This is a genomic window from Myxococcus faecalis (assembly GCF_050039385.1).
In the GTDB taxonomy this organism is placed as follows: domain Bacteria; phylum Myxococcota; class Myxococcia; order Myxococcales; family Myxococcaceae; genus Myxococcus; species Myxococcus fulvus.
On the sequence record NZ_CP144336.1, the window covers coordinates 5,555,670 to 5,576,581 of the forward strand.

General features: G+C 70.5%; 19 protein-coding genes. 11 read left to right on the forward strand and 8 right to left on the reverse strand.

Annotated features, from left to right (window positions below; genetic code table 11):
- Positions 1-245: 245 nt before the first annotated feature.
- Positions 246-3,626 (reverse strand): peptidoglycan-binding protein, encoded by a 3,381-nt coding sequence (locus VZQ01_RS22295; protein ID WP_426744374.1) that lies wholly within the window; start codon positions 3,624-3,626, stop codon positions 246-248.
- A gap of 297 nt (positions 3,627-3,923) precedes the next feature.
- Between VZQ01_RS22295 and VZQ01_RS22300 the strand changes: the two genes are divergently transcribed.
- The 3 genes from VZQ01_RS22300 to sitI6 are packed head-to-tail and all read left to right on the forward strand — an operon-like array spanning position 3,924 to position 5,856.
- Positions 3,924-4,406 carry a hypothetical protein gene (locus VZQ01_RS22300; protein ID WP_223783881.1) on the forward strand — a complete coding sequence of 161 codons (483 nt, stop codon included), beginning with the start codon at positions 3,924-3,926 and terminating at the stop codon, positions 4,404-4,406.
- A gap of 31 nt (positions 4,407-4,437) precedes the next feature.
- Positions 4,438-5,139, forward strand: a complete 702-nt coding sequence (sitA6, locus tag VZQ01_RS22305) for a SitA6 family polymorphic toxin lipoprotein (protein WP_434223582.1) — start codon at positions 4,438-4,440, stop codon at positions 5,137-5,139.
- Positions 5,140-5,856, forward strand: coding sequence for a SitI6 family double-CXXCG motif immunity protein (gene sitI6, locus VZQ01_RS22310; protein ID WP_426744378.1), 717 nt, complete (start codon positions 5,140-5,142; stop codon positions 5,854-5,856).
- A gap of 51 nt (positions 5,857-5,907) precedes the next feature.
- On the opposite strand, the gene msrA is transcribed toward sitI6, so the two are convergent.
- Positions 5,908-6,564, reverse strand: coding sequence for a peptide-methionine (S)-S-oxide reductase MsrA (gene msrA / locus VZQ01_RS22315; RefSeq protein WP_426744380.1), 657 nt, complete (start codon positions 6,562-6,564; stop codon positions 5,908-5,910).
- Positions 6,565-6,820: 256 nt separating this feature from the next.
- On the opposite strand from msrA, the gene VZQ01_RS22320 reads away from it, so the two are divergent.
- Positions 6,821-8,326, forward strand: a complete 1,506-nt coding sequence (locus VZQ01_RS22320) for a Sapep family Mn(2+)-dependent dipeptidase (RefSeq protein WP_426744382.1) — start codon at positions 6,821-6,823, stop codon at positions 8,324-8,326.
- 6 nt (positions 8,327-8,332) lie between these two features.
- Here VZQ01_RS22320 and VZQ01_RS22325 read toward each other — a convergent pair whose 3' ends face one another.
- Entirely contained in the window at positions 8,333-9,910 is a 1,578-nt protein-coding gene (locus tag VZQ01_RS22325) for an ATP-binding protein (RefSeq protein WP_305070709.1), read from the reverse strand.
- A 266-nt stretch (positions 9,911-10,176) separates the two neighbouring features.
- Between VZQ01_RS22325 and VZQ01_RS22330 the strand changes: the two genes are divergently transcribed.
- The 5 genes from VZQ01_RS22330 to VZQ01_RS22350 all read left to right on the forward strand — a co-directional run bounded on the left by VZQ01_RS22330 (position 10,177) and on the right by VZQ01_RS22350 (position 16,355).
- The gene (locus tag VZQ01_RS22330) at positions 10,177-11,139 is read left to right on the forward strand and encodes an ornithine cyclodeaminase family protein (RefSeq protein ID WP_046716845.1); all 963 of its coding nucleotides are present in this window, start codon (positions 10,177-10,179) and stop codon (positions 11,137-11,139) included.
- On the forward strand, positions 11,136-12,503 hold the full coding sequence (locus VZQ01_RS22335) for an MFS transporter (protein WP_267698991.1): 1,368 nt from the start codon (positions 11,136-11,138) through the stop codon (positions 12,501-12,503). Before VZQ01_RS22330 ends, VZQ01_RS22335 begins: the two co-directional genes overlap by 4 nt.
- A 196-nt stretch (positions 12,504-12,699) precedes the next feature.
- Positions 12,700-14,031, forward strand: coding sequence for a hypothetical protein (locus tag VZQ01_RS22340; protein WP_426744386.1), 1,332 nt, complete (start codon positions 12,700-12,702; stop codon positions 14,029-14,031).
- 256 nt (positions 14,032-14,287) lie between these two features.
- Positions 14,288-15,586, forward strand: a complete 1,299-nt coding sequence (locus VZQ01_RS22345; protein ID WP_426744388.1) for a Tox-REase-5 domain-containing protein — start codon at positions 14,288-14,290, stop codon at positions 15,584-15,586.
- A gap of 10 nt (positions 15,587-15,596) precedes the next feature.
- Positions 15,597-16,355 carry an immunity 52 family protein gene (locus VZQ01_RS22350; RefSeq protein WP_223783888.1) on the forward strand — a complete coding sequence of 253 codons (759 nt, stop codon included), beginning with the start codon at positions 15,597-15,599 and terminating at the stop codon, positions 16,353-16,355.
- A gap of 54 nt (positions 16,356-16,409) precedes the next feature.
- Here the strand turns inward: VZQ01_RS22350 and VZQ01_RS22355 are convergent, their stop codons facing one another.
- Positions 16,410-16,652 (reverse strand): hypothetical protein, encoded by a 243-nt coding sequence (locus VZQ01_RS22355; RefSeq protein ID WP_046716841.1) that lies wholly within the window; start codon positions 16,650-16,652, stop codon positions 16,410-16,412.
- 258 nt (positions 16,653-16,910) lie between these two features.
- Between VZQ01_RS22355 and VZQ01_RS22360 the strand changes: the two genes are divergently transcribed.
- Positions 16,911-17,156: a hypothetical protein gene (locus tag VZQ01_RS22360; RefSeq protein ID WP_223751183.1), complete on the forward strand. Its 246-nt coding sequence runs from the start codon at positions 16,911-16,913 to the stop codon at positions 17,154-17,156.
- A gap of 3 nt (positions 17,157-17,159) precedes the next feature.
- Here VZQ01_RS22360 and VZQ01_RS22365 read toward each other — a convergent pair whose 3' ends face one another.
- On the reverse strand, positions 17,160-17,855 hold the full coding sequence (locus VZQ01_RS22365; protein WP_223751182.1) for a hypothetical protein: 696 nt from the start codon (positions 17,853-17,855) through the stop codon (positions 17,160-17,162).
- A gap of 97 nt (positions 17,856-17,952) precedes the next feature.
- Positions 17,953-18,879: an NmrA/HSCARG family protein gene (locus tag VZQ01_RS22370; protein WP_223751181.1), complete on the reverse strand. Its 927-nt coding sequence runs from the start codon at positions 18,877-18,879 to the stop codon at positions 17,953-17,955.
- 195 nt (positions 18,880-19,074) lie between these two features.
- Between VZQ01_RS22370 and VZQ01_RS22375 the strand changes: the two genes are divergently transcribed.
- The gene (locus VZQ01_RS22375) at positions 19,075-19,677 is read left to right on the forward strand and encodes a hypothetical protein (protein ID WP_223751180.1); all 603 of its coding nucleotides are present in this window, start codon (positions 19,075-19,077) and stop codon (positions 19,675-19,677) included.
- Between the two features lie 6 nt (positions 19,678-19,683).
- Here the strand turns inward: VZQ01_RS22375 and VZQ01_RS22380 are convergent, their stop codons facing one another.
- Positions 19,684-20,085 carry a DUF2203 domain-containing protein gene (locus tag VZQ01_RS22380; protein WP_046716838.1) on the reverse strand — a complete coding sequence of 134 codons (402 nt, stop codon included), beginning with the start codon at positions 20,083-20,085 and terminating at the stop codon, positions 19,684-19,686.
- Positions 20,086-20,167: 82 nt separating this feature from the next.
- Positions 20,168-20,800, reverse strand: a complete 633-nt coding sequence (locus VZQ01_RS22385) for a hypothetical protein (RefSeq protein ID WP_426744392.1) — start codon at positions 20,798-20,800, stop codon at positions 20,168-20,170.
- Between the last annotated feature and the right edge of the window lie 112 nt (positions 20,801-20,912).

A 20,912-nucleotide genomic window follows, 5' to 3' on the forward strand; every position in this document is an offset into this window, starting at 1 on the left:
AATGCCCGCGGCGCGCGCATGCAGGATTTCCATCAGGGTGTGTGGCCGCCGCGTCGCGTCGCGGACAGTGATCCCGAGGGTGCGCGGACGTGGCGCGTGCGGCTGGCGGGTACCGACGGCGTCGCGGCGCGAGGGAGCTCCTCGGCGCCCCGCGCTCATCGCTGTCCCGAGACGTGGAGTGGAGGGCTCGCCCCGGGGCGGGAGCGCGGCGAGGCGGGCCGCGCTCCCGGACCGGAGGGCGCTGCTCAGGGCGACTCGTGCTGCTTCGCCCACGCGGCGACGTCGGGCGTGCGCTGCTGCACCCAGGCGCGGAACTCGTCGCCCTGGGAGCGGTACTGCTCACCACCGCCCGCGCCGCCCGAGGGCGGGTGTCCGAAGAACAGCGTGTGCACCTCACGGCCGAGCGTCGCCATGTCGACGCCGTGGGCCTTGGCGAGCCGCTCGATGAACTCCTGGAAGTGCGCTCCCTTCATCTTCATCGCGCTGGCGGCCTGGGCGAGGCTGTCCAGGTGGAGGGCGTCCTGGGCCACGTCCGGGTGCGCGGTGAGGAAGGTCTGCACCTGCTCGGGTGACATGCCCGCGCCCTGCACCAGGCGGCTGTCGAGGAGGTCGGGGCCCAGGTGGATGAGGCCCTTCGCGAGTCCCGGCGCCATGCCGCTGGCGGTGAGCAGCCTCACCTGCTCTTCGCGCAGGCGCGCGTCCGCGGGGTCCAGGTACTTCAGCCCGAGCCCGCCGAGGAACAGCGCCGCCCCCAGGATCTGGAAGCCCGGCGCCATGCCGAACAGCGAGGCTCCCGCCATCAGCGCGCCGCCGAGCGCCTGTGCTCCCGAGGACGCGAACTTCCAGCCGTCGCCCTTCCGCAGGAACTGGAGGCTCTGCATCGCGTCGCCGGCCGCGCCCAGCACCGCGCCCAGGGCGGACACCTTGCCGAAGGCCGAGACGGCCGAGGACCAGCGCGCCGTGTTGCCGAGCACGCTGGTGATGACCGTGGCCCCGTCGCCCGTGACGCTCAGGCCGTCGCCGACGACCTTGAGCCTCGACGCGAGGTCCGCCTGGCTCCAGCCCGTCGCGTCTCCGACGAACGCGGTGGTGGTGACGAGCATGCCCAGGGTCCGCAGCGCCTGCCCGCGAGGGGAGTCCGGCGCGAACGGCAGGCCCGTCTCCTGGTCCGTGAGCAGCGCCTTGAGCGACTTCGTCGTCTCGAGCACCTGCGCGTCGGTGGAGCCGGGCTTGATGTCGCGCAGCAGCCGGAAGTACGACTTCATGTCGCTCGACTTCATCCCGAACACGTCGGCGTAGCGCGCGAGCCCGTCGAAGACCTTCCGCGCCTCAGCGGGCGACTTGTCGCCGGCGGAGATGAGGGCCACCGTGCCCGCGCTCTTCACCAGCGCGAGCGCGAGCTTCTCGTCGAAGTCCTTGCCGTCCTTCAGCGCGCCCACCACGTCGAGGAAGAGCGGCTTGTCCTCCGCCTTCGCGGTGAGCTGCGCGGCGAGGTACTCGGCGCCGCCCTTCGTCTCGGCCAGTCGGGGGAGCTCGCGCGCGAGCGCCTTGACGCGCGCATCGTCCGAGCCCACGGGCACGCCATCCGGCGCGGCGGTGGAGAGCAGCTTGCCCAGGCGCTCGTGCTCCGCGAGATCCTGCTGGACGCTGCCCTGGCGCAGGTACGTGTCGATGAAGGCCTTCTGCTGCTCGGGCGAGAGGACGGCGGCGGGGCCGCTGAGCAGCTCGGTGAGCCGCTGCTGGTGCAGCTGCGCCTTGTCCGCCGCGGTGGCGAACTGGCCGCGGATGCCGTCGAGGGTGCTCCACAGCGTCTGGTGCAGCGCCGCCTGGGCCGTGCCGTAGGAGGGCGCGGTGCTGCCCGGGGGGATGACCTCTTCGCGACTGAGGGAGCGTTCGATGTCGAACGCGAGCCGTGAGCCGAGACCGAAGTTGAGGGACGTGCGCACCGCGCTCGTCAGCGACAGGTTGACGAGCGTGGGCGGCGCGTCGCGCGTGAAGGCCTTGCCCACGCGTCCGGCCGTCGGGTCCTTGAGGTGCTCGGTGGCGCGCGCGAGGGCGTAGTACGTCTCGTGCTCGATGCGCGTCTCCTCGTTCGCGAGCTTCTCGAGCACCTTGCGGTCATTGAGGTCCGGCGGCTTCTGCGCGCCGGGCGGATGGAGCTTGCGGTTCGTCTCCGGGGACACGCCGGCGAAGAGCTGGCCCATCTTCGCGAGGGACGGCTCCGCCGCGCGGACGAAGGCCTCCTGGTAGACGGGGTCCGGGTTGCTGGCGATGAGCCGCTCGAACTGACGCGCGCCCTGCTCCAGGCTCGTCTGGAGGGTGGCCTCCAGCGCCTTCGCGTCCTGGGCCGCGCGGGTCTTCACGTCCGTGCCGGAGCCGCCGACGGTGCTCACGCCGGGGTTCGGGAGGAAGGGCTCGGGCTTCGGCGCGGGGACGTCGCGGGCGGCGTCCTCCAGGCGCTTCGCCACCGCCGCGCCCACGCTGCCTCCCGCGCGTGCACCCGCGTCCGCGGCCGGGTTCGTGGAGGCACCCTGGAGCGCGGTGAAGGACGGCTGTCCTCGCGTGGGCGAGAAGAAGACGCCCAGCTGCTCGCGCGTCATGGCCACCGGGCCGCCGGTGTGGAGCGGGTCCGCGACCAGGTACTTCCCATCCGAGGTCTTGCCGAGAATCGCGTTGAGGTGGCCGATGTCGCCGGAGCCCATGCGCTCGGGGAACTGCTCGCGCCAGGCCGCGTTCGTCCGACCGTTGGCGACCACGGGGTTGCCCGCGGCGAGCTGGCGGTCCAGCTCCTCCCAGCCCTGGCCGTAGCGCGCGTCGAGCCCCGCGCCCTTGACGCCGTCGCTCACCATGGTGCCGCCGGTGAGCTCGCGGTCACGGTCGAGCTGCGGCACGCGGGTGCCGTCGGAGGCCTTCACGTAGGTGAACTCGCTCTCGCGGCGCGGGCTCATCAACGCGCGCGCGTAGTCGACCTGTTGCTCCTTGGTGAGTCCCGCGGGCATGTGGCCCGTGTACGCGAGCGACATGGCGAGGCTCGCGGGGCCGCAGTTGGTGCTGCCGCGAGGACCGGTCGGGTTGTACTCGGAGGTGAACTGGGTGATGAACGCGTCCTCGGCGGACATGGCGGGGCGGCGCGCGCCGCCGGAGGACTTCGCTTCCGTGAGGGCCTTGCCGAGCGCCTCGCGCGTCCTGCCCGCATAGTCACCGGAGGCCGTGAGGCCGTGCTCGGCCTGGAAGCGCTCCAGCGCGGCCTCGGTCTTCGGGCCGAACTGTCCGGGGCCCGTGGCCACCTGCTCCTCGGTGAGGTAGCCCAGCTTCACCAGCGCGTCCTGCACCGCCTTCACGTCGGGGCCGGTGTCGCCGCGCTTCAGGTCCCGGAGCGGGAGGGGTGCGGGCTCCTCCTCCTTCTCTTCAGGAGGTGGCGGTGGAGGCGGCGGCGGTTGGAGCCGCTCGCGGTGGACCGCGCCGCCGTTGTCCTCCTCGAAGCTGGAGGTCGAATCGAAGCCCTCCGCGCGAGAGGACTCCTCCTTGACGACGTTGTTCTCGGTGCGGGTCTCAGTCCGGGCTGTTTCAGTTGCGCCTTCGGATGAGACGGATTGCGTCGGGCGTGATGAGCCGTCGACACGCATGTTGTGACTCCCCCTCTGATACATCACCGGGACGTGGTGTCCCTGGCTGGATTATCCGCTGGCGTGACGCGGTGTTGCGTCTCGTCACGCCGTCCCGGCGGAACATACCGGATGCGAAGCCGATACGGATGAATCACGAAGCCATTGCGGACACGTGTGTGGCTCCAATGAATCTCGGTTCGTGAGAGCGTGTGTATTCGTCACGGTGGGTCGACGGGACCCACCGGTCCCACGCTCGTTGACGGGTTCTGCCGCGGGTTCCAGAGTCCAGAGGGACGACACACGTGGAGGCGTCCCATGACCATCACCCTGAGAATCGTCGAGCCACCCGACTCGTTGCCGGATTGGTATCCGCCGCTCGACCCGGAGCATCCGGTCGACTACCGCCTGCGGTACGTCGAGCTGGACATGCTCATCGAGGCGATGATTTTGCTCGGGGTCGTGGCCGAGGAGCCTGCGGACGGGTCGGAGCTCCTGGCGATGGACCGGTTCGGTGAGGCGGGCAACCAGTTCGACCCCGATGAGTGCGTGCGCATCTCGCGGAGCATGCGCCGCTTCATGCAGGAGGAGGTGCCCTCGGAGTTCTTCGCCACGCTCCAGGAGCGCTGGAACGACACGCAAGCGGAGCTGCGTCAGGCGGTCGAGGCTCGCGGCGAGCTCGTGGTCTCCGGGTTCGAGTCGTTCCCGCACGATGGCAAGTCGCTGCGCAACGCCTTGCTGCACTGGGGCGCGTTCACCGCCATCGCCGCCGACAACGGCGGATTGGAAGTGGTGGAGTAGCTCGCGACGCACATGTTCCGGGGGGACGTTCATGTCGAGACGCTTGGTTGGGATGGTGCTGCTCCTGCTGTCTGGCTGTACGTCGGCGCCGCAGTTCGCGCGCGGTGACGAACTGTTCGACACGGGCGTGGAGGACTCGGCGGAGAGCTGCGCCAGCTCCGCTGGGCACGACGAGGACCACTGTCATGCCCCAGCCTGCGATGATGAGGGCTGCGGCCTCTATCGCTGTGAAGACCTCGCATCGCCTCCGTATGCGTTGCGTGTCGCGCCTGGCCAGGCTGCCTCGGGCGCCACCGCACGCATCCAGCGCTACTGGGGCGGAGCCATTCCTCTGCCGGGGCGAACGCCGGTGTTCATCATCCCGTGGTATCGGCGTGAAGAACTGCCGAGCGCCACGTCCGTCCGGAAGGCCATCGCGGAGTGGAAACGACGGCCGAAGGAGCGACACCACATCTTTCCCAGGGCCTTCCAGCCGTACTTCGCCACCATCGGCATCGAGATCCACAAGTACACCCTGCTGGTCGCCGTGGAAGAGCACCAGCGGGTTCATGCAGGCGCCAACGGAGGTCCCTGGAACCGCGACTGGAGAATCTGGATCGACGAGAACCGGGACACCGCATCGCGCGCAGACCACTTCCGTCAGGGAGGGAAGATGGTGGAACGTTATGGGTTGGTGGGCATGCCCACGACGTACTGGCAGCGACTCTCGTTGCTGACCGCATCCGGAGAGTGAATGCGCTACTACACGCTGCGAGAGGAGCTGAGCGCGGACTCCAGATGGACGGGGGGCTATGACCTGGGGCGTCCGTGGCAGCTGCCCGGCGTCGAGTGCTCCACCTGTGGCGCCACGTGGGGCGGAGGTGGCTACGATTATCCGACCGTCGACCTGTCAGCGCTCGCGGGCTCCAAGGACTACGCGCGTCCGAGGTGCGTGCCCTGGGCTGAATTCACGAGCCTTCGGGAACGGGTGCTACCCCTGCTGCCACCCGGTGCCTCGGTGGGCCCCGGCTCGGGATTCGGGCCGCTGACGGGACGGGCTCGGGGTCGCTTCGCGCCTGTCGTCGTCCACATGCCTTGGCTGCTGCTGATGCACCCAGACGTGATGGCGAAGCTCGAAGGGCTCACGGGGGCTGTCCCGGTCCCCACGCGCTTCAAGGCGGCGCGCGGCGTGGAGTTGGTGGAGCTCGAGGTCCTGCCCGGCGGGAGAATCGTCGGAGCGGAGGCTCACGAGCCTTGTGCTACTTGCGGCCGGACGACCTTCGCGCGGCCACCGCTCGGAAAGCTGCGCGTCACCGCGCTCCCCGATGTCGACTTCGCCCGGCCCAGCGCGAGCCTCGTGGTCTGCAGTGAGCGCGTCATCGAGAGACTCGCGCCGGAGTTGAGCGAGTCGGAGGTGGTCGCTGTCGACGTCGGGGCCTCGGAGAAAGGCACCACCGCGCGACCTGGATGAGGCTCCGTCGGGAGGCACGCGAGGTGCCTCCCGATGCGTCACGTCACGGGCTCAGGCGCTGACGCCCACGCCGATGGGGCAGCTCACGCCGGTGCCGCCCAGGCCGCAGTACCCGCCGGGGTTCTTCTCCAGGTACTGCTGGTGGTAGTCCTCGGCGTAGTAGTACGCGGGCGCGGGGACAATCTCCGTGGTGATGGTCCCCACACCCTTCGCCGCGAGCGCCTTCTGGTACGCGTCCCGGCTGGCCTCCGCGATGCGCTTCTGCGACTCGCTGGTGTAGTAGATGCCCGAGCGGTACTGCGTCCCCTCGTCGTTGCCCTGACGCATGCCCTGCGTGGGATTGTGGTTCTCCCAGAACACCCGCAGCAACTGCTCGTACGTGAGCTTCTTCGGGTCGAACACCACGCGGACGACCTCGTTGTGGCCCGTCTGCCCGCTGCACACTTCACGATAGGTGGGGTTGGGCGTCAGCCCGCCCGCATACCCCACGGACGTGCTGTACACGCCCGGCGTCTGCCAGAACTTCCGCTCCGCGCCCCAGAAGCACCCGAGCCCGAGGATGGCCACCTCGTACCCCTCCGGCACCGGCCCCTTCAGCGGCGTGCCCAGCACCTCGTGCTTGGGCGGAACAGGCATCTCGTCCGTCCGGCCCGGCAAAGCCTCCGCCGGGGACGGCATCCTCAGCTTCTTGGTCGTGTCGAAGAACATGCCCGGAGGAATAGCGCTCCCGCCCTCCAGTTTCACCCCCATGGGCAGCGAGCGGCCTGCCGGGCGTCACTTGGGGAAGCAACCCTTCCGCCGAGGTAGGACGACCTGCCCTCTTGAAATAGGGTCTCCCACCGCCATGCGCCTCCCCATCGCCGCCGCCCTCTGCTGTCTGGTCCCCTCCGCCGCACTCGCGGCTCCGGACCCCCGCTGCCAGGGCACCCCCAAGGCCCGCGCCGCCCGCTTCTCAGAGGACGCCATGAAGGGCGCAAGCCCCCAGGCCCGCCACGCCGCCTACGTGCAGGCCTGCGCCCTGGACGAGGTCGTCGCGCTCACCAAGGAGCTGGTGCGCTTCAAGACCGTCAGCAGCGAGGCCCCCGCGCCGAAGAACCCCGGCATCGCCGCCATGGGCCGCTTCCTCCAGAAGTGGGCCAAGGCCCACGACATGGCCTGGCGCGCCGTGGGCGCCAACGAGGTGTTCGAGATTGCCTGGGGCAAGGGCGCCCCCGCCCTGGGCCTGGTCTTCCACGGCGACGTGGTGCCCGCCCCCGCGCACGAGTGGAAGCGCCCGCCCTTCGAGCCCTACGTCCAGGACGGCCGCCTGTACGGCCGGGGCGTCGAGGACGACAAGGGGCCGCTGGCCTCCGCGCTGGTGGCGCTCGACTACGCGCGGCAGCTCGGCCTCGAGCCGCAGGGCAAGGTGCTCGTCATCATCGGCAACGGCGAGGAGAGCGACTGGACGGGGATGCTGAAGTACGCGGCCATGGAGCCCAAGGCCCCGCACGTCATCTCCGTCGACTCGAGCTTCCCCGTCGTCGCCGCGCAGTCCGGCTTCGTCGCGTGGAACCTGTCGGCGCCCGTGGGCCCCGCGCGCAAGTCCTCCAGGTTCGCGCTGCGCCCCGTGGACGCCAAGGGCGGCGAGTTCCTCACGCAGGTCCCCGGCACCGCCACGCTCAAGCTGCTCCCGGGCGAGGGCAGCTCGCTGCCCGTCGCGCTGGAGACCGTGCGCGCCGCCGTCGCCGACGAGCAGCGCACGCGCTCCTGGCTCAAGGCCGACGTGAAGGAGGAGGGCGGCGCGGTGCTGCTCACCGTGCACGGCAAGGCGGTGCACTCCTCCGTCGCCAACGAGGGCGTCAACGCGCTGTGGGGCCTGTCCGCCGTCTCCTCGCGCCTCATCCTGGAGGACAACGGCATCGCCGCCATGCTGCGCGTGCTGTTCCTGCGCTTCGAGGGCGACCACCACGGCCAGAAGCTGGCCGTCGAGTACTCCGACGCCGCGCTGATGGGGCCGCTGCTCGTCGCGCCCACGATGCTCCGCGTGGCCGACGGCAAGGTGAGCCTGGGCGTCAACATGCGCCGCCCCCGCGGCCAGGACGCCGCCCGGTTCAACGCCGCGCTGGACCAGGCCGCCCTGCTCGTGGGGCAGGACTCGGACGGCCGCGTGACGGAGGCCGGCGAGCGCTACGTGGGTGACCCGCACGTGGCCGACACCACCGGGCCGCTCGTCACCACGCTGATGGCCATCTACAAGCGTCACCGCGACGACCCGGACGCCGTCCCCACGTCCGTGCGCGGCGGCACCTACGCGCGCCTGTTCCCCAAGGCCGTGGACTTCGGCCCCGGCTTCCCCGGCGACGAGTACACCGGCCACGCGCCCGATGAGTCCATCTCGCTGGAGAACCTGGACCTGACCACGCGCATGCTCGCCGAGGCCGTGTACCTGCTGGCCGTGGCCCCCGAGCCCGTCTCCGCGCCGGGGAAGTGACGCCCGTCAGGCGGTGCGACGCGGCCAGTACACCCGGAACGTGGTGCCCTCCTCCCGCGAGGAGCGCACCTCCACGCGGCCTCCGTGCGCGCGCGCGATCTGGTGGACGATGTAGAGCCCCAGGCCCAGGCTGCGCTGCTTCTGGTACGACGATGAGGCGCCCACCGACGGCTTGAACGGGTCGAAGAGGCGCGGCTGCAGCTCCGCCGGAATCGGCTCGCCCTGGTTGTGGACCTCCATCAGCACGACGTCCGCGCCGCCTCGCACCGACGTGGCCACCGGTGAGTCGAGCCCGCCGTGTTGGAGCGCGTTGGCCACCAGGTTGCCCAGCACCTGCGCCACGCGGTCCGGGTCCCACTGGCCCGAGGTGTCGCCGGACGACTCGAACAGGAGCCTGCGCTCGGGGTGGCTCACCTGGAGCTCGTCCAGTGTCGCCTGGCAGATGTCCGCCAGGTTCATCGACTGACGCGAGACGGGGATGCCCGAGCCCAGCTTGCTGCGCGCGAAGTCGAGGATGTCCGTAATCATCCGCCCCATGCGCCCGGCGGACTTGCGGATGCGCTCCACGGCCCGACGCTCGGGCGCCTCCAGCTCCTCGGCGCGCGCGAGCTGGAACGCGGACGCGCTGATGGCGTTGAGCGGGTTGCGCAGGTCATGGCCCAGGATGGCGAGCAGCTGCTCGCGGAAGTCCACCGCCCGCTGGAGCGCGGCCTCCGTCTGCTTGTGCTGGGTGATGTCCACCACGGCGCAGCCCAGGCCCAACAGCCGCGAGCCCAGGGGCGCGAGCACCGGGTAGAACGTCGCCTGCCACACGCGCTTGCCGCGCTGGGGAATCAGGGACGGGGGCGTGGCGAACTCGAACCCGTTCAGCGGCTCACCCGTGCGCAGCACGCGCAGGAGCAGCGGCTCCAGCAGGTCCGCCAGCTCCGGGGGCTGCATCTGCCGGAAGGTCCTCCCCAGGTGCGCCTCGGGCGGCGCGCCGTTGATGTCCGCGAGCGTCTGGTTGATGCGCAGGTAGCGCAGGTCCAGGTCCAGGAACGCCATGCCCAGGGGCGCGGCCGCGAGGAGCGCGTCCAGCAGCGCCAGCGAGCGCTGGGCCTCCACCCTCGCCTCGCGCTCCAGGTCCTGGATGTCGCGCTGACGCTCCACCGCGAAGCGCCGCACCGTGCGCACCACGGCGTGGTCCAGGGCTTCTTCCATCCGCTCCAGCTCACCCACGTCGAGCGGCCGGGGCTGTCCTTCCAGGCGCCGCAGGATGCACTTGCGCAACAGCGCGTACTCGGCCGCCACCTCGCCCACGTCGAAGCCCTGCTCCAGTCGCACCGTGGCGTGCTCGTCCGACAGCGGGTCGGCGCGCTCGTGCTCCCCGTGCTCCAGCGCGTCCGCGAGCGAGGCGAGCAGCAGGGGCATGTGGTCCAGGAGCCACGAGGGGCGCTGGGGGTTCTCGGCGTGGAGCGCGCTCATGGCCTCCAGCCAGTCCGAGAGCACCCCGTGGTGGTGCGCGCGCAGGAACTCCGAGGCCCGGCGCGGCGACTCGCGCTCGGCTCCACCGTGCTCCGCGGCGCCTGTGTCCGGCCCCAGCATCACCGACCTCCCGAGTCCCCATCCGGTCATCCCGCCACGAATCTGGGCACGAGGGTCTTCATGGGTATGTCCGCCCTGGGGGGCTGGCGGGCGTCGGCTTCCCGAGCGCCGTGTTGGACTCCCGGGGACGCACCGGGCCGCGCTGCGCTCGCGGCCGACGCGCCCCGTGGGGCCAGGGCTTCGTCCGTCGTCCGCTCATCGCTTCGCCCCGGAGGATGAGGTCCGGGGCTGTGGCGCCGCGCGGGCTCGGTTAGGGTGGATGACAGATGCGCACCCTCCTGCTCACCCGCTCCGATGTGTCCCGAAACCTCCAGGCGCTCTCCCTGTTGGAGGACCTGCGAGAGGCCTTCCGCACCGATGCCCTGGCTCGAACGGTGGCCCCCCAGCGCATCCGCGCGCCCCTGCACGCCGAGGGCACGGTGATGGCGCTGTTGCCCGGCAGCCTGCCCGGCGTGCCCGCGTACACGGTGAAGGTGCACTCGAAGTTCCCGGCGAGGACGCCGGCCATCCAGGGTGTGCTGCACCTGCACGACCTGGTGACGGGCGAGCTGATGGCGGTGATGGACTCCGGGCACCTGACGGCGGTGCGCACGGGCGTGGTGGGCGCGCTCGCCGCGGACGTGCTGGCGCGGCCGGACGCGAGCCGGGTGGCCATCATCGGCGCGGGGGTGCAGGGCGGGATTCAGCTCAAGTCCCTGCGGCTGGTGCGCTCGCTGTCACACGTGCGCGTGTTCGACGTGGACGCTGGCCGGGCCAACGCGTTCGCCACCCGGATGTACAAGGACTTGAGCCTGCCGGTGCGGCCGGCGGAGTCGGTGGCGGAGGCGGTGGAGGACGCGGACATCGTGGTCGCCGCGACGTGGAGCCGCGAGCCCCTCTTGCGCTCCGGGATGGTGCGGCCGGGCACGCACATCACCACGCTGGGCGCGGACGAGCCGGGTAAGGCGGAGGTCTCCGCGGAGCTCTTGCGTGAGGCGCGCTTCTTCTGTGACCACCGGGGCCTGGCCGTCTCGCAGGGCGCGGTGGGCAACGTGGGGCTGGGCGAGGAGGTCATCCGCGCGGAGCTGGGCGAGGTGCTCGCGGGCTTGAAACCCGGGCGTGTGTCGGCGGAGGACGTGACGGTGTTCGGCGCGGTGGGGCTGCCGTTCCAGGACCTGGCCGCCGCGTGGCACGTGTACCAGGCGGCGACGGGGGATGACGCCATCGGCGGGGTGGACTTCAGCGCATGAGTGCCTGGGGCGCGCTGATGTCGCGGATGGGGCTCACGCGGCCGGAGCTGCGCGCGTGGGCCTGGTACGACTGGGCCAACTCCGCCTACGTCACCACGGTCGTCGCCGTCGTGTTCCCCATCTATTACAAGTCCGTGGCGGCCAAGGGCCTGCCGAGCGACGTGGCCTCCAGTCGCTTCGCGCTCGTCACCGCGCTGGCGCTGGGCACGGTGGCGGTGCTGTCGCCCGTGCTGGGCGCGCTGAGCGACAGGGCGGGGCGGCTCAAGACGCTCCTGGGGGTGTTCCTGACGTTGGGCGTGGTGTCCACGGTGGGGCTGGCCCTGGTGGGGCCCGGCGATTGGAAGTGGGCGCTGGGGTGCTTCGGCATCGGCAACGTGGGGCTGACGGGGTCCATCGTCTTCTCCGATGCGCTGCTGCGCCACGTGGCCCGGGACGAGGAGCTGGACCGGGTGTCCACCGCGGGCTACGCGCTGGGCTACCTGGGCGGCGGGGTGTTGCTGGCGGTGCAGCTGGTGATGCTGGTGAAGCCCGCGTGGTTCGGGCTCGCGGACGCGGCGTCGGCCTCGCGCGTGGCGTTCCTCACCGTCGCGGTGTGGTGGGCGGCGTTCTCGGTGCCGCTGTTCCTGCGCATCCCCGAGCCCCGGCCCACGGGGGACGCGCAGGTGCCGCGGCTGTCATTGGGTGGGGTGTTCGCTCAGCTGGCGGAGACCTTCCGCGCGCTGCGCCAGTACCGCGAGGCGTTGCTGTTGCTCGTGGCGTACCTGCTCTACAGCGACGGCATCGGCACCATCATCCGGTTGTCCACGCTGTACGGGACGGAGCTGGGCATCGGCCAGGGGGCGCTGATGGGAGCGCTCCTGATGACGCAGGCGGTGGGGGTGCCGTGCGCGGTGCTCTTCGGCCGCGCGGCGTCGCGGGTGGGGCCGAAGCCGGCGCTGATGTTCTCGCTGGCGGTGTACGTGGTGGTGACGTTCCTGGGTTACTTCATGCGCTCGCCGGTGCACTTCTTCGCGCTGGCGCTGCTGGTGGGCATGGTGCAGGGCGGCAGCCAGGCGCTGAGCCGTTCGATGTTCGCGCAGATGATTCCGCGCCACCGCGCGGCGGAGATGTTCGGGCTCTTCAGCGTGTTCGAGAAGGTGACGGCGGTGGCGGGGCCGCTGGTGTTCGCGGCGACGGTGGAGCTGACGGGCTCCAGCCGGCAGGCGGTGCTGTCGCTGCTGGTCTTCTTCGGCTCGGGCGCGCTGGTGCTGTGGCGCGTGGATGTCGCGGAGGGCAAGCGCGCGGCGCGCGAGTCCGAGGCTCGCGCGGGCTGGAGTCAGGCCCCGCTGACGGCGGAGGCGGCCGAGGCGGTGCGCGCGGAGTAGCGCTGGGTGCCATGGGAGTGGATGGAGATTCCTCACGCCTGGACCTGCCACGTCGTTCAAGTCGGGGAGCGCTGGCGGTACCTTGAAGTGAACCCCGCATTCCCTCACCACCACTGACCCTCCACCGGCGCGGCGCGAGTCGCCCGGTCGACGTGTGTTCTTCGTGGCTCATGCGGGGCACGCAGCGGAGGCGTGTATGCACGAGAGGCGAAGCTGTCTGGCGGCGCTGCTGTTGTTGCTGTCGGGGGCCTCTCGGGCAGACGAGGTCGAGGCACCGGCACTACCCGAAGAACTGGGGGAAGAGGCGCGATGGACGAACCTGCTGCGCGTCGAGGCCATGCCGTGGGCGCTGATGACTCGCGGTGGCGCGGGGACGGAGGAGGGATTTCTCCAGATAGAGCCCACCTTCGTCTTCGAGTACGGCGCGGAGTTTGGCGTCAACCTCGGGGCTCCCGTGCGGTTGCGCCTGTGGGGGCCAGATGGCGGCGGGGTGTTCCGGCGCGAGGACTGGGACTCCCTCTCCGATTGGGGACAGCTGGTGCGGAGTCTCAAGCTGGGCTCGGACAATGCGCCCTGGGCGCTGTGGTTCGGCGAACTGGAGAGCTACACCCTGCTGACGGGCCACCTCGTCCGGCGCTACGCCCACCGCGCGAACCCGGACTACCACCCCGTCGCAGGTGTCGTCACAGGGTCCCTGGGGCCTGTCTACGTGGAGGCGTTCTCCTCGGACATGCTGGGGGCGCGGCTGATGGGGGGCGAGGTTGAACTGGATGTCGAGCATGTGCTCTTCGGCAAGCCCGAGCAGCGGTCGCGCTACACGTTGAGCGTGTCCGCCGCGCACGACTGGGGGCGAGCTGGAGGGCGCGCGCCCCCGGTGACGTTGGCGCACCTGGATGCCGTGGCCGTGTTCTGGGTACGTCCGGCATTTGAGGCGCACGCTTTCGCGGGCTGGGGAGGCAAGCCGGGAGACTCTGACGCTTGGGGTGTGGTGGCCGGGTTGGGCATGGAGTCCATCACGCAGACGGTGGACCTGTGGTTGAGGCTGGAGGCAAGGCGCCAGCATGGCGGCTTCCGGCAAGGTTTCTTCGGCGTGGATTACGAGCTGGCGCGCTTCCAGGCGGCGGGGCCGGACGGGGGTCCACTCGCGGATGCGCCCTTCCCCCATGGCTACTCGGTCTTCGGCGAGGCGGAGGTCGGCTGGGATGCCGTCCAGTACGGAGGGCTTCGGAAACACCTGAAGCTGTCGCTGGGGGCGGAGGCGTTCTCCTGGGGGCGCGTCGACGTCGATGGGCGTGTGGCGGTGCAGCTCTTCGAACGTGCGCTGGACCTGTCGCTGAAGGGCCTCGTCGTCGGAGCTGGGAAGCCCGGGGCGCGCTATCTGGGAGCGGCGGAAGTCCGCTGGAGGTTTCTCGGCGGGAAGCTCTACGCGATGGGGACAGGCGGCACGCTGCTGTTTCCCACGTCAGCAGGAACGCTGCGACCAGGGGCATTCGCGTCGGTGGGCCTGGGGGTGGACAATGCGCGCTGACGCCCTGCTCGTGACAGTGGCGCTGCTTGCCACCGGCTGCGCCTCGCTGACGCAGGTGTCAGCGCACCCGGGGATGACGCGCGAGTCTCTTGGGGAGAGGCCTCGCGAGCCCCAGCTTCACACATCGGCTGGACCCTCGGGTGACGTCCGAACCCGGCACCGTCGAGGGTTTCGTGTCAGCACGTCGAACGATGTGAGCCCCACCGTGGGGAGCGCTGTGGTGCCCCCTGCGTCGCAGGTGGATGCGTGGGAAGCCTTGCTGACGAACGCGGGGATTGAGGAGCGGGACGAGCGGCCGATTCCAGGCGGCCCTCTCACCCCTGCCCAGGCGGTGCGACTGCTGAGTGCACTGCTCGGCAAGCCCGTGTCCCTGGGCCAGTTCCCCTCGCGACTCGCGGTGGGCCATGTCCTGCGCGGTGTGGTGGAGCGCGGGGAGATGTCGCGCGCCGAGTTGGTGCGACAGGTCGAGCGATTCAAGCATCTGGCGGTGCTGCGTCCTGACGGATGCATGGCGTGGGTCGTCACTGGGAGAACACAGCAGCGAGTCGCTCCCATCGAATGGAAGGACGGCGCGTTTCGCGCACATCAGTTCGAGCTGGGGCGCTTCTATGCGGGGCGCACCGGCGTCTATCGCCTGCTGGATGACGAGTTGCGGGAAGTGGATGGACGCCCGCTGGCGGAGGTCTACGACGACGCGGACTACGTGGGCCGCACGCTGGACGGGGCCGAATCGGCGCTCGTGAAGCTGGCGCTCTCCATCGGCCATTTCTTCACGTACCCGCTGGACAGCATCGCCGCGCTCAAGAGTCTGCCCGCCGGTGTGGCCGCGCTCATCGAGGCGTCCCCGGAGTACTTCGAGCGCTTCCGGCATCTGCCCCAGGGGGAGCAGATCGAGGCGGTGGCGGAGCTGGCTACGAACCTCCTCGTCGCGACAGGGATGGCCGGGGCGACGACGCGCACGGTGACCGGAGCAATGGCGGGAGCGGAAGCCACGGTGCCGGTGTTGTCGCTGTCCGTTCAGGGGGCGCTGACCCTCGAGCGCGTGGCAGTTCCTGTTGGGCGCGCGGTGGCAGTACTCGGAGGGGGGCCTGGGGCAGCCGTCATCCTTCAACGGGCAACCACGGCGGTAAATGACGGTACGCCAGCCCAGGAGCCAGGACACTGGGGGCCCGCGAAGGAGGCCATGAAGCCACCTGCCCGGCGCTACCAGGAGCAGATCACGGGTCACTCCGCCGACGATGCCTATTGGGTCGGAGGGATGAGTGCGCCGGCCGGAGGTGTGAAGTTCGATGGCTTCAAGAAGGGCGTGCTGTTGGAGGCCAAGGGCCCCGGGTATGCGAAATTCTTCGATGAGATGGAGCCCAAGGAATGGTTCCGATATTCCGGAGCACAGGGGCTCGTCGACCAGGCACAGCGGCAGACCAACAAGGTCCGCGGTCTGGGCATCCCGATTGAATGGCATGTCGCCGAAGCTCAGGCCGCCGCCGCGTTCCGACGGCTCTTGGAGGGTGCGGGTATCGAAGGCATAAAGGTCCTCCACACTCCCGCCCTCTGAGGAGAACACCATGGCCAGAACACCCGAGGCCGCTCCCCGTCCCGAGGCCTACTACGCCGGCGCCTACTGGGGGCCTCGGAAGGAGTCCCCAGAAGATTGTGCTTTGCACACGGCAACCCTGCTCAACCGCCTGGCGGAGTGCGACCCGCTTCTCGCGCACTGGTACAAGCCAACCAAGTCCCGCGCCTTGGCGGCCATGGTCTCGTTGATGCCGCCAGACATGCCGACTCTTGCCGAGCAGTTCCGGCGAGGCGTCAACCGCGAACGAGGAGGCCCGGTCATCGAGCAACTGGGCTTCAGCTTCTGGTTCGACAATGGAGGGTCAGCGGGAGATTGCGCAGCGCTGCGCATCACCTCGGGCGCCTATTCGGAGGCCGTCCCCAACTATTGCACGCTGACGCTCCCCAAGCGCGGGCCGAGCGCGGAGCGGATGCTCACGCTTCCTGTACTGCCCCGAGTGGTGGGCAGCATGGCCTCAGCCTGGGATGCGGACTGGGCGCTGGCTACGTCGTGGGAGCACCGCGAGACGCTCCCTGAAGGAACCAGGACAGGGACCTTCGTCGGTTGGGTCACATACCTGTCCCTGCGACGTGGGAGGGTGCCACCCCTGCCAGCTCCCGTGCGCATCGAGCCGATCGAAGGCAAAGGAACACTCGTCATCCTGACTCCAGAGCGCTTCACGGCGACGAACCCGGAGCATGTTGCGCTGGCGCAGCACGTGCGCGAGGTGCTGACCGCGGCTGGGCTCCTGCAGCCTGTCACTCCCTGAGTCTGGAAGAGTCAGGCTGCCATTGATGGCGCGGCGGGCGAACGGTCTCCGCGCTCAGTGCTGCACGTGGGCCACTTCGCGAGGCGCGGAGAAGAGGCTGTCGCGGCCGTGGTGGAGGACCACCTCGCCGTGGAGCACCTCGCTCACGTCGTCGAACGACACCGCGAAGTCGTGACGACGCAGCAGGCCCTTCTCGACGATGAGCTCCTTCTCCGTGATGTCGACGATGTGGCCGATGACGTGGCCGTCATTGCCTCGGACCTTCATGCCCTTGTGAATCTCTGCGCGGGTGAACATGGGAGCTCCCTGGGGGCGTGGGAAGTACCCCTCGACGTGAAGCTGGGGCGCCACCCCGCACCGTGCACCACCGGACGTCGTGACAGACCTCCCGGTCTCCTGGTGCCGCGCCGTGCGCCCGCCCGGCGGCCTGCTTCCCGGCTGGATACGCAGCATCACCCCGTGGTCGCTCGCCGGAGCGTGCCCATCTTGGCCCGGGGAGGTGTGCGCATGGTCGTCGGCTTCATGGCATCGCGGACGGGACGTTGGCTTCGAATCGTGACCGGGTCCTGTCTGGTGCTGGGGGGACTGCGCGCGGGGTCGGCGAAGGGCGCGGGGCTGGCCCTGCTGGGGCTCGGCCCCCTGGTCGCCGCCTCGCTGGACCTGGTGCTGATGGGGCCCCTGTTCGGCCTGCCCCTGCGCGGCGAGGACATCCGCCGCGAGCTGGGCGTGAACGAGGAGGCCTCGCTGCTCAACGGCCACCGCCGCGCGGCCTCGTCACGCGCGGCGATGCTGCTGCACTGAGCCTCAGCGCTTGCCCACCTGGAACGGGATGTCGAGCGTGCCCAGCGACTCACCGCTGTTCGCGTCGACGGGCCGCGCCTCCAGCACGACGCCGCTCTCGCGGCCCGTGACCACCTGGAAATAGATGAAGCCCTGCACCGTGCCGCCGTCGCCCAGCGTTCCCTCGGGCAGCGCCTGACGGAGCATGTCCTGCGTCGGCAGCGGCTCCTCGCACTGGTACGCGTAGGGGCCCGGGCCGTACGGCCCATAGAACGGATAGAACGGGCTGCCCCAGCGTGGACCGAAGCGCGAGCCCCACCGGAGCCCTCCGCCCATGTACACCCATGAGCGCCCCGAGCCCCCCGTGCCCTCGTCCATCGACGAGAGGGCCGACTGCCTGAGCGAGAAGGGCGCCAGCGCGGAGTAGCGGAAGCGCGACTCGGTGCCCACGAGCGAGAAGTCCTCGTAGCGGATGCGCAGCGTCCTGCCGCTCTGGTTCTCCAGCCGGATGTAGACGGGCGTGAGGGTGCGCTCCAGGTTCGCCGGCGAGCCCTTCCACGCGGAGGCGTCCGCCACCAACCTCACCCCCGCGCCCTCCGCGACGGCCGAGTCCTGGTCCGCGGGCAGCACCTGGGCCTGCGTGGTGGGCTTCAACGTGTTGGTATTCGAGGCACAGCCCGCCGCCACCAACAGGGCGACGAGCGGCACGAGCGCGCGCATGGGATGTCTCTCCTTTGCTGGAAAGGTAACCCTCGCGTGCCTCACGCCGCCCGAGGGAGCGGCGCCACCCCGGAACGCCGCCGAGCGCAGAGGGGCCTCACTGACTGGCGGGCGGCGTGGGCTCCGCGGCCGCGTGCGGCCACGCGGGGGACGTCAGGCTGCTCCAATCCTGCTGCCGCGCCCAGTCCTCGAACGTGTGCCAGCGCACGTCCGGATAGTCGTGCCGCAGCGTGAGGATGTCCGCGTGGTAGCCCACCCGGTCCAGCCACTCGTACATCGCCGCCAGGTCCTCGCTGCGCTCGCGGATGTACTCCAGCGGCAGTTGCTCGAAGTGGATGCGGTGCCCGCTCACCATGGAGAGCAGCCCGGCCGCCTGCTGTCCGGTCACCTCGTCCGAGGCCACGTCGATGCGCTGCTCCAGGTGTCGCTCGCCGTTCTCCAGCACCTTCACGGCGAAGGCGGCCAGGTCCTCGACGGTCACCATCTGCAGCCCGCGCGTGGGCGGCAGGCCGATGGCGAACACGCCGGCGCGCAGGCCTTCCTCGAACATGGGGCTGGTGAGGTTCTCCATGAAGAACGTGGGCCCCAGGATGGTGAAGGGCAGGCCGCTCTGGCGCAGGTGCAGCTCCACGCGGTGCTTGCTGTCGAAGTGGGGGATGCCCGTGAGCCGGTCGGCCCCGGCGACGGAGGTGTAGACGAAGTGCTTCACCTCGGCGAGCCGCGCGGCGTTCACCTGGTTCATGCCATGGCGTATCTCCATCGCCACGCCGGACTCGAACGGCGTGGCCATGGCGTAGAAGGCGTCCACGCCCTCGGCGACGCGGGCGAGCGTGTCCACGTCGTCGAAGGTGCCCACGGCCAGCTCGGCGCCCAGCGTCTCCAGCGCGCGCGCGCCGGGAGCGTCGGGGTTGCGGACATAGGCGACGACGCGGTGTCCGCGGTGGAGCAGGTGGCGCGCCACGGCACCGCCCTGCCGGCCGGTGGCGCCGGTGACGAGCACGGAGAAGGAGTGGGCCCTGGTCATGTGTGAACCTCGCGACAGACAGCACTACGGGATGTCGGGAAGGTGGGGACGATGAGGGCCTCTGGCGAGCGTGGAGGAGGCGGCGCTTGTGCCCTCGCCCGAGCCCGCCGGGCAGCAAGGCGTGCAGGCCCCACTCGTTTTCCCTCCCAAGTCCTCCCCCGGCCGGGCCGCGTGCGTGCGATGGTGCCGCCGCTCATGAGCAAGCGAGACAAACCGCAGGAATCCACGCTGGTCACGGCCGCCCGCTCCCTCGACGAGGGACTGGAGCGGTTCGAGGCCCTGGCCCAGCAGCTCCAGGACGCGCCCCTCCAGGCGGAGAAGCACCTGGAGAAGGCCTCCGCCACCCTCAAGGCGCTGGCGGACATGGACGAGGAGCTGCGCGCCCGCGTCGCCGGACTGGTGGGCGCCATCTCCCAGGTGCGTGACCGGCAGCAGACCCAGGCGGAGGCGGTGCAGGCGCGCGCGATGGAGCTGCAGCAGCGCACCGAAATCTTCAAGGACCTGCTCGTGCGCTACGGCTCGCTGGGGCAGAGCGCCGGTGAGCTCAACGTGCGGATGCAGGAGTTCGCCGCGCAGCGCCAGCAGGCGAAGACGCCCGAGGAGAACGCGGCGCTGGCCACGTCGTTCCAGTCGCTCCAGGACCGCATGGGCGAGGTGGCCGACGAGGCCCAGTCGCTGAGCCAGGCCGCGGAGGAGAAGGACTTCAACGACATCTCGCGGCAGGCGGAGTCGCTGCGTCAGCAGCTGATGTCCGCGCGCAACAAGCTGTCGCTCTTGCAGAAGAGCTTCGGCGGGTGAGGGCGCTCAGCTCAGGTAGGTGGGGGCGAACTCGTCCGGGCTGTTGATGGGGCGTCGTCCCGAGAAGCCGTCATACATGCCGTGCCAGTGCGAGACGGCGGGCTCGCCGATGCGCCAGCACAGGTAGACGGGCTCTTCACCGCGGTGGGCCCGGAAGTCGACGAGCCCCTGCGCGCCTTTGATTTCCAGGCCCATCTCGTGGAACTGGCGCAGCTCGACGCGGACCTTCTCGAGCAGCGCGTCGCGCTCCTCGCGCAGGGCCTCGTGGTTGGCCAGGGCCTTGCCCTCGGGCGTGCCGAGCGTCTCCACGAGCTGTTGCACCCGCTCCACCCAGGGGCGGATGTGCTCGAAGGTGCGGCTCAGGAGCGGCACCAGTCGATTGGCCTCGTCGACGCTGAAGTAGCGCATGGCCGGGGAGCATGCAGGGCGCTCGGGCGCATGACCATCCGTGGTGTGGCCGGAGCGCGCGCGTTTGCGCACGGCCTGACGCTCAGCCGCGCAAGAGGGAGGTGTGGTTGTCCTGAAGCCAGCGTTGCGCGGCGTCCTTCAGGGGGAAGGTGTCCTCCCGTTGAAGGAACGCGGGCGAGTGTCCCGGCGCGCAGCGGCCCTGGGCGTCCAGGCCGTCGCCGTCCTCCTCGTGGAGGTCGGCGTGGAGCATGGAGTGGAAGACGAGGTAGTCCACGACGAAGGCGGGGACGTGGGGCCGGTCCAGCGCGGGGTGGATGCGGATTTCCCTCAGGCGCGCGTCGTAGCCGCCCAGGTGGATGGAGCGCCTGCGGCCCTTCGACGGGCGACGCGCCCAGCCGATGTCCACCTGGACCCTGTCGTCGAACCAGTCCGCGTTGAGGCGCGACTGGACGGCGCGCAGGTCGAAGCAGCGGCCGCGTGAGCGCAGCGCCTTGCCGGGGCGGCGCTCGCGGCGCACGAGGTCCTGGTGCTCGCGTGCGTAGGATTCGAGGAGCGCGCCCGCGCTGGCGTCGGAGCGCGCGGCGTAGCGCGCGATGGCGCGCACGACGTCGTCAGGGGCTTCGAGGAAGAGGTGGTGCACGCGCAGCCGCAGGCCCTGGGGGACGCGGCGGAAGCTCACCAGCGTGGCTCGGTTGTCGGTGAGGCGCAGGTGCACGGGCGCGCCGAGGAGCTGCGAGAGCCGCCGCGCGAGGCTCGCGGCCTGCAGGAGGGCGTCCTCGCGCTCCGGGAGACGACGCCCGTCGTGTGGCTCCGCGCGGGGAGGTGAT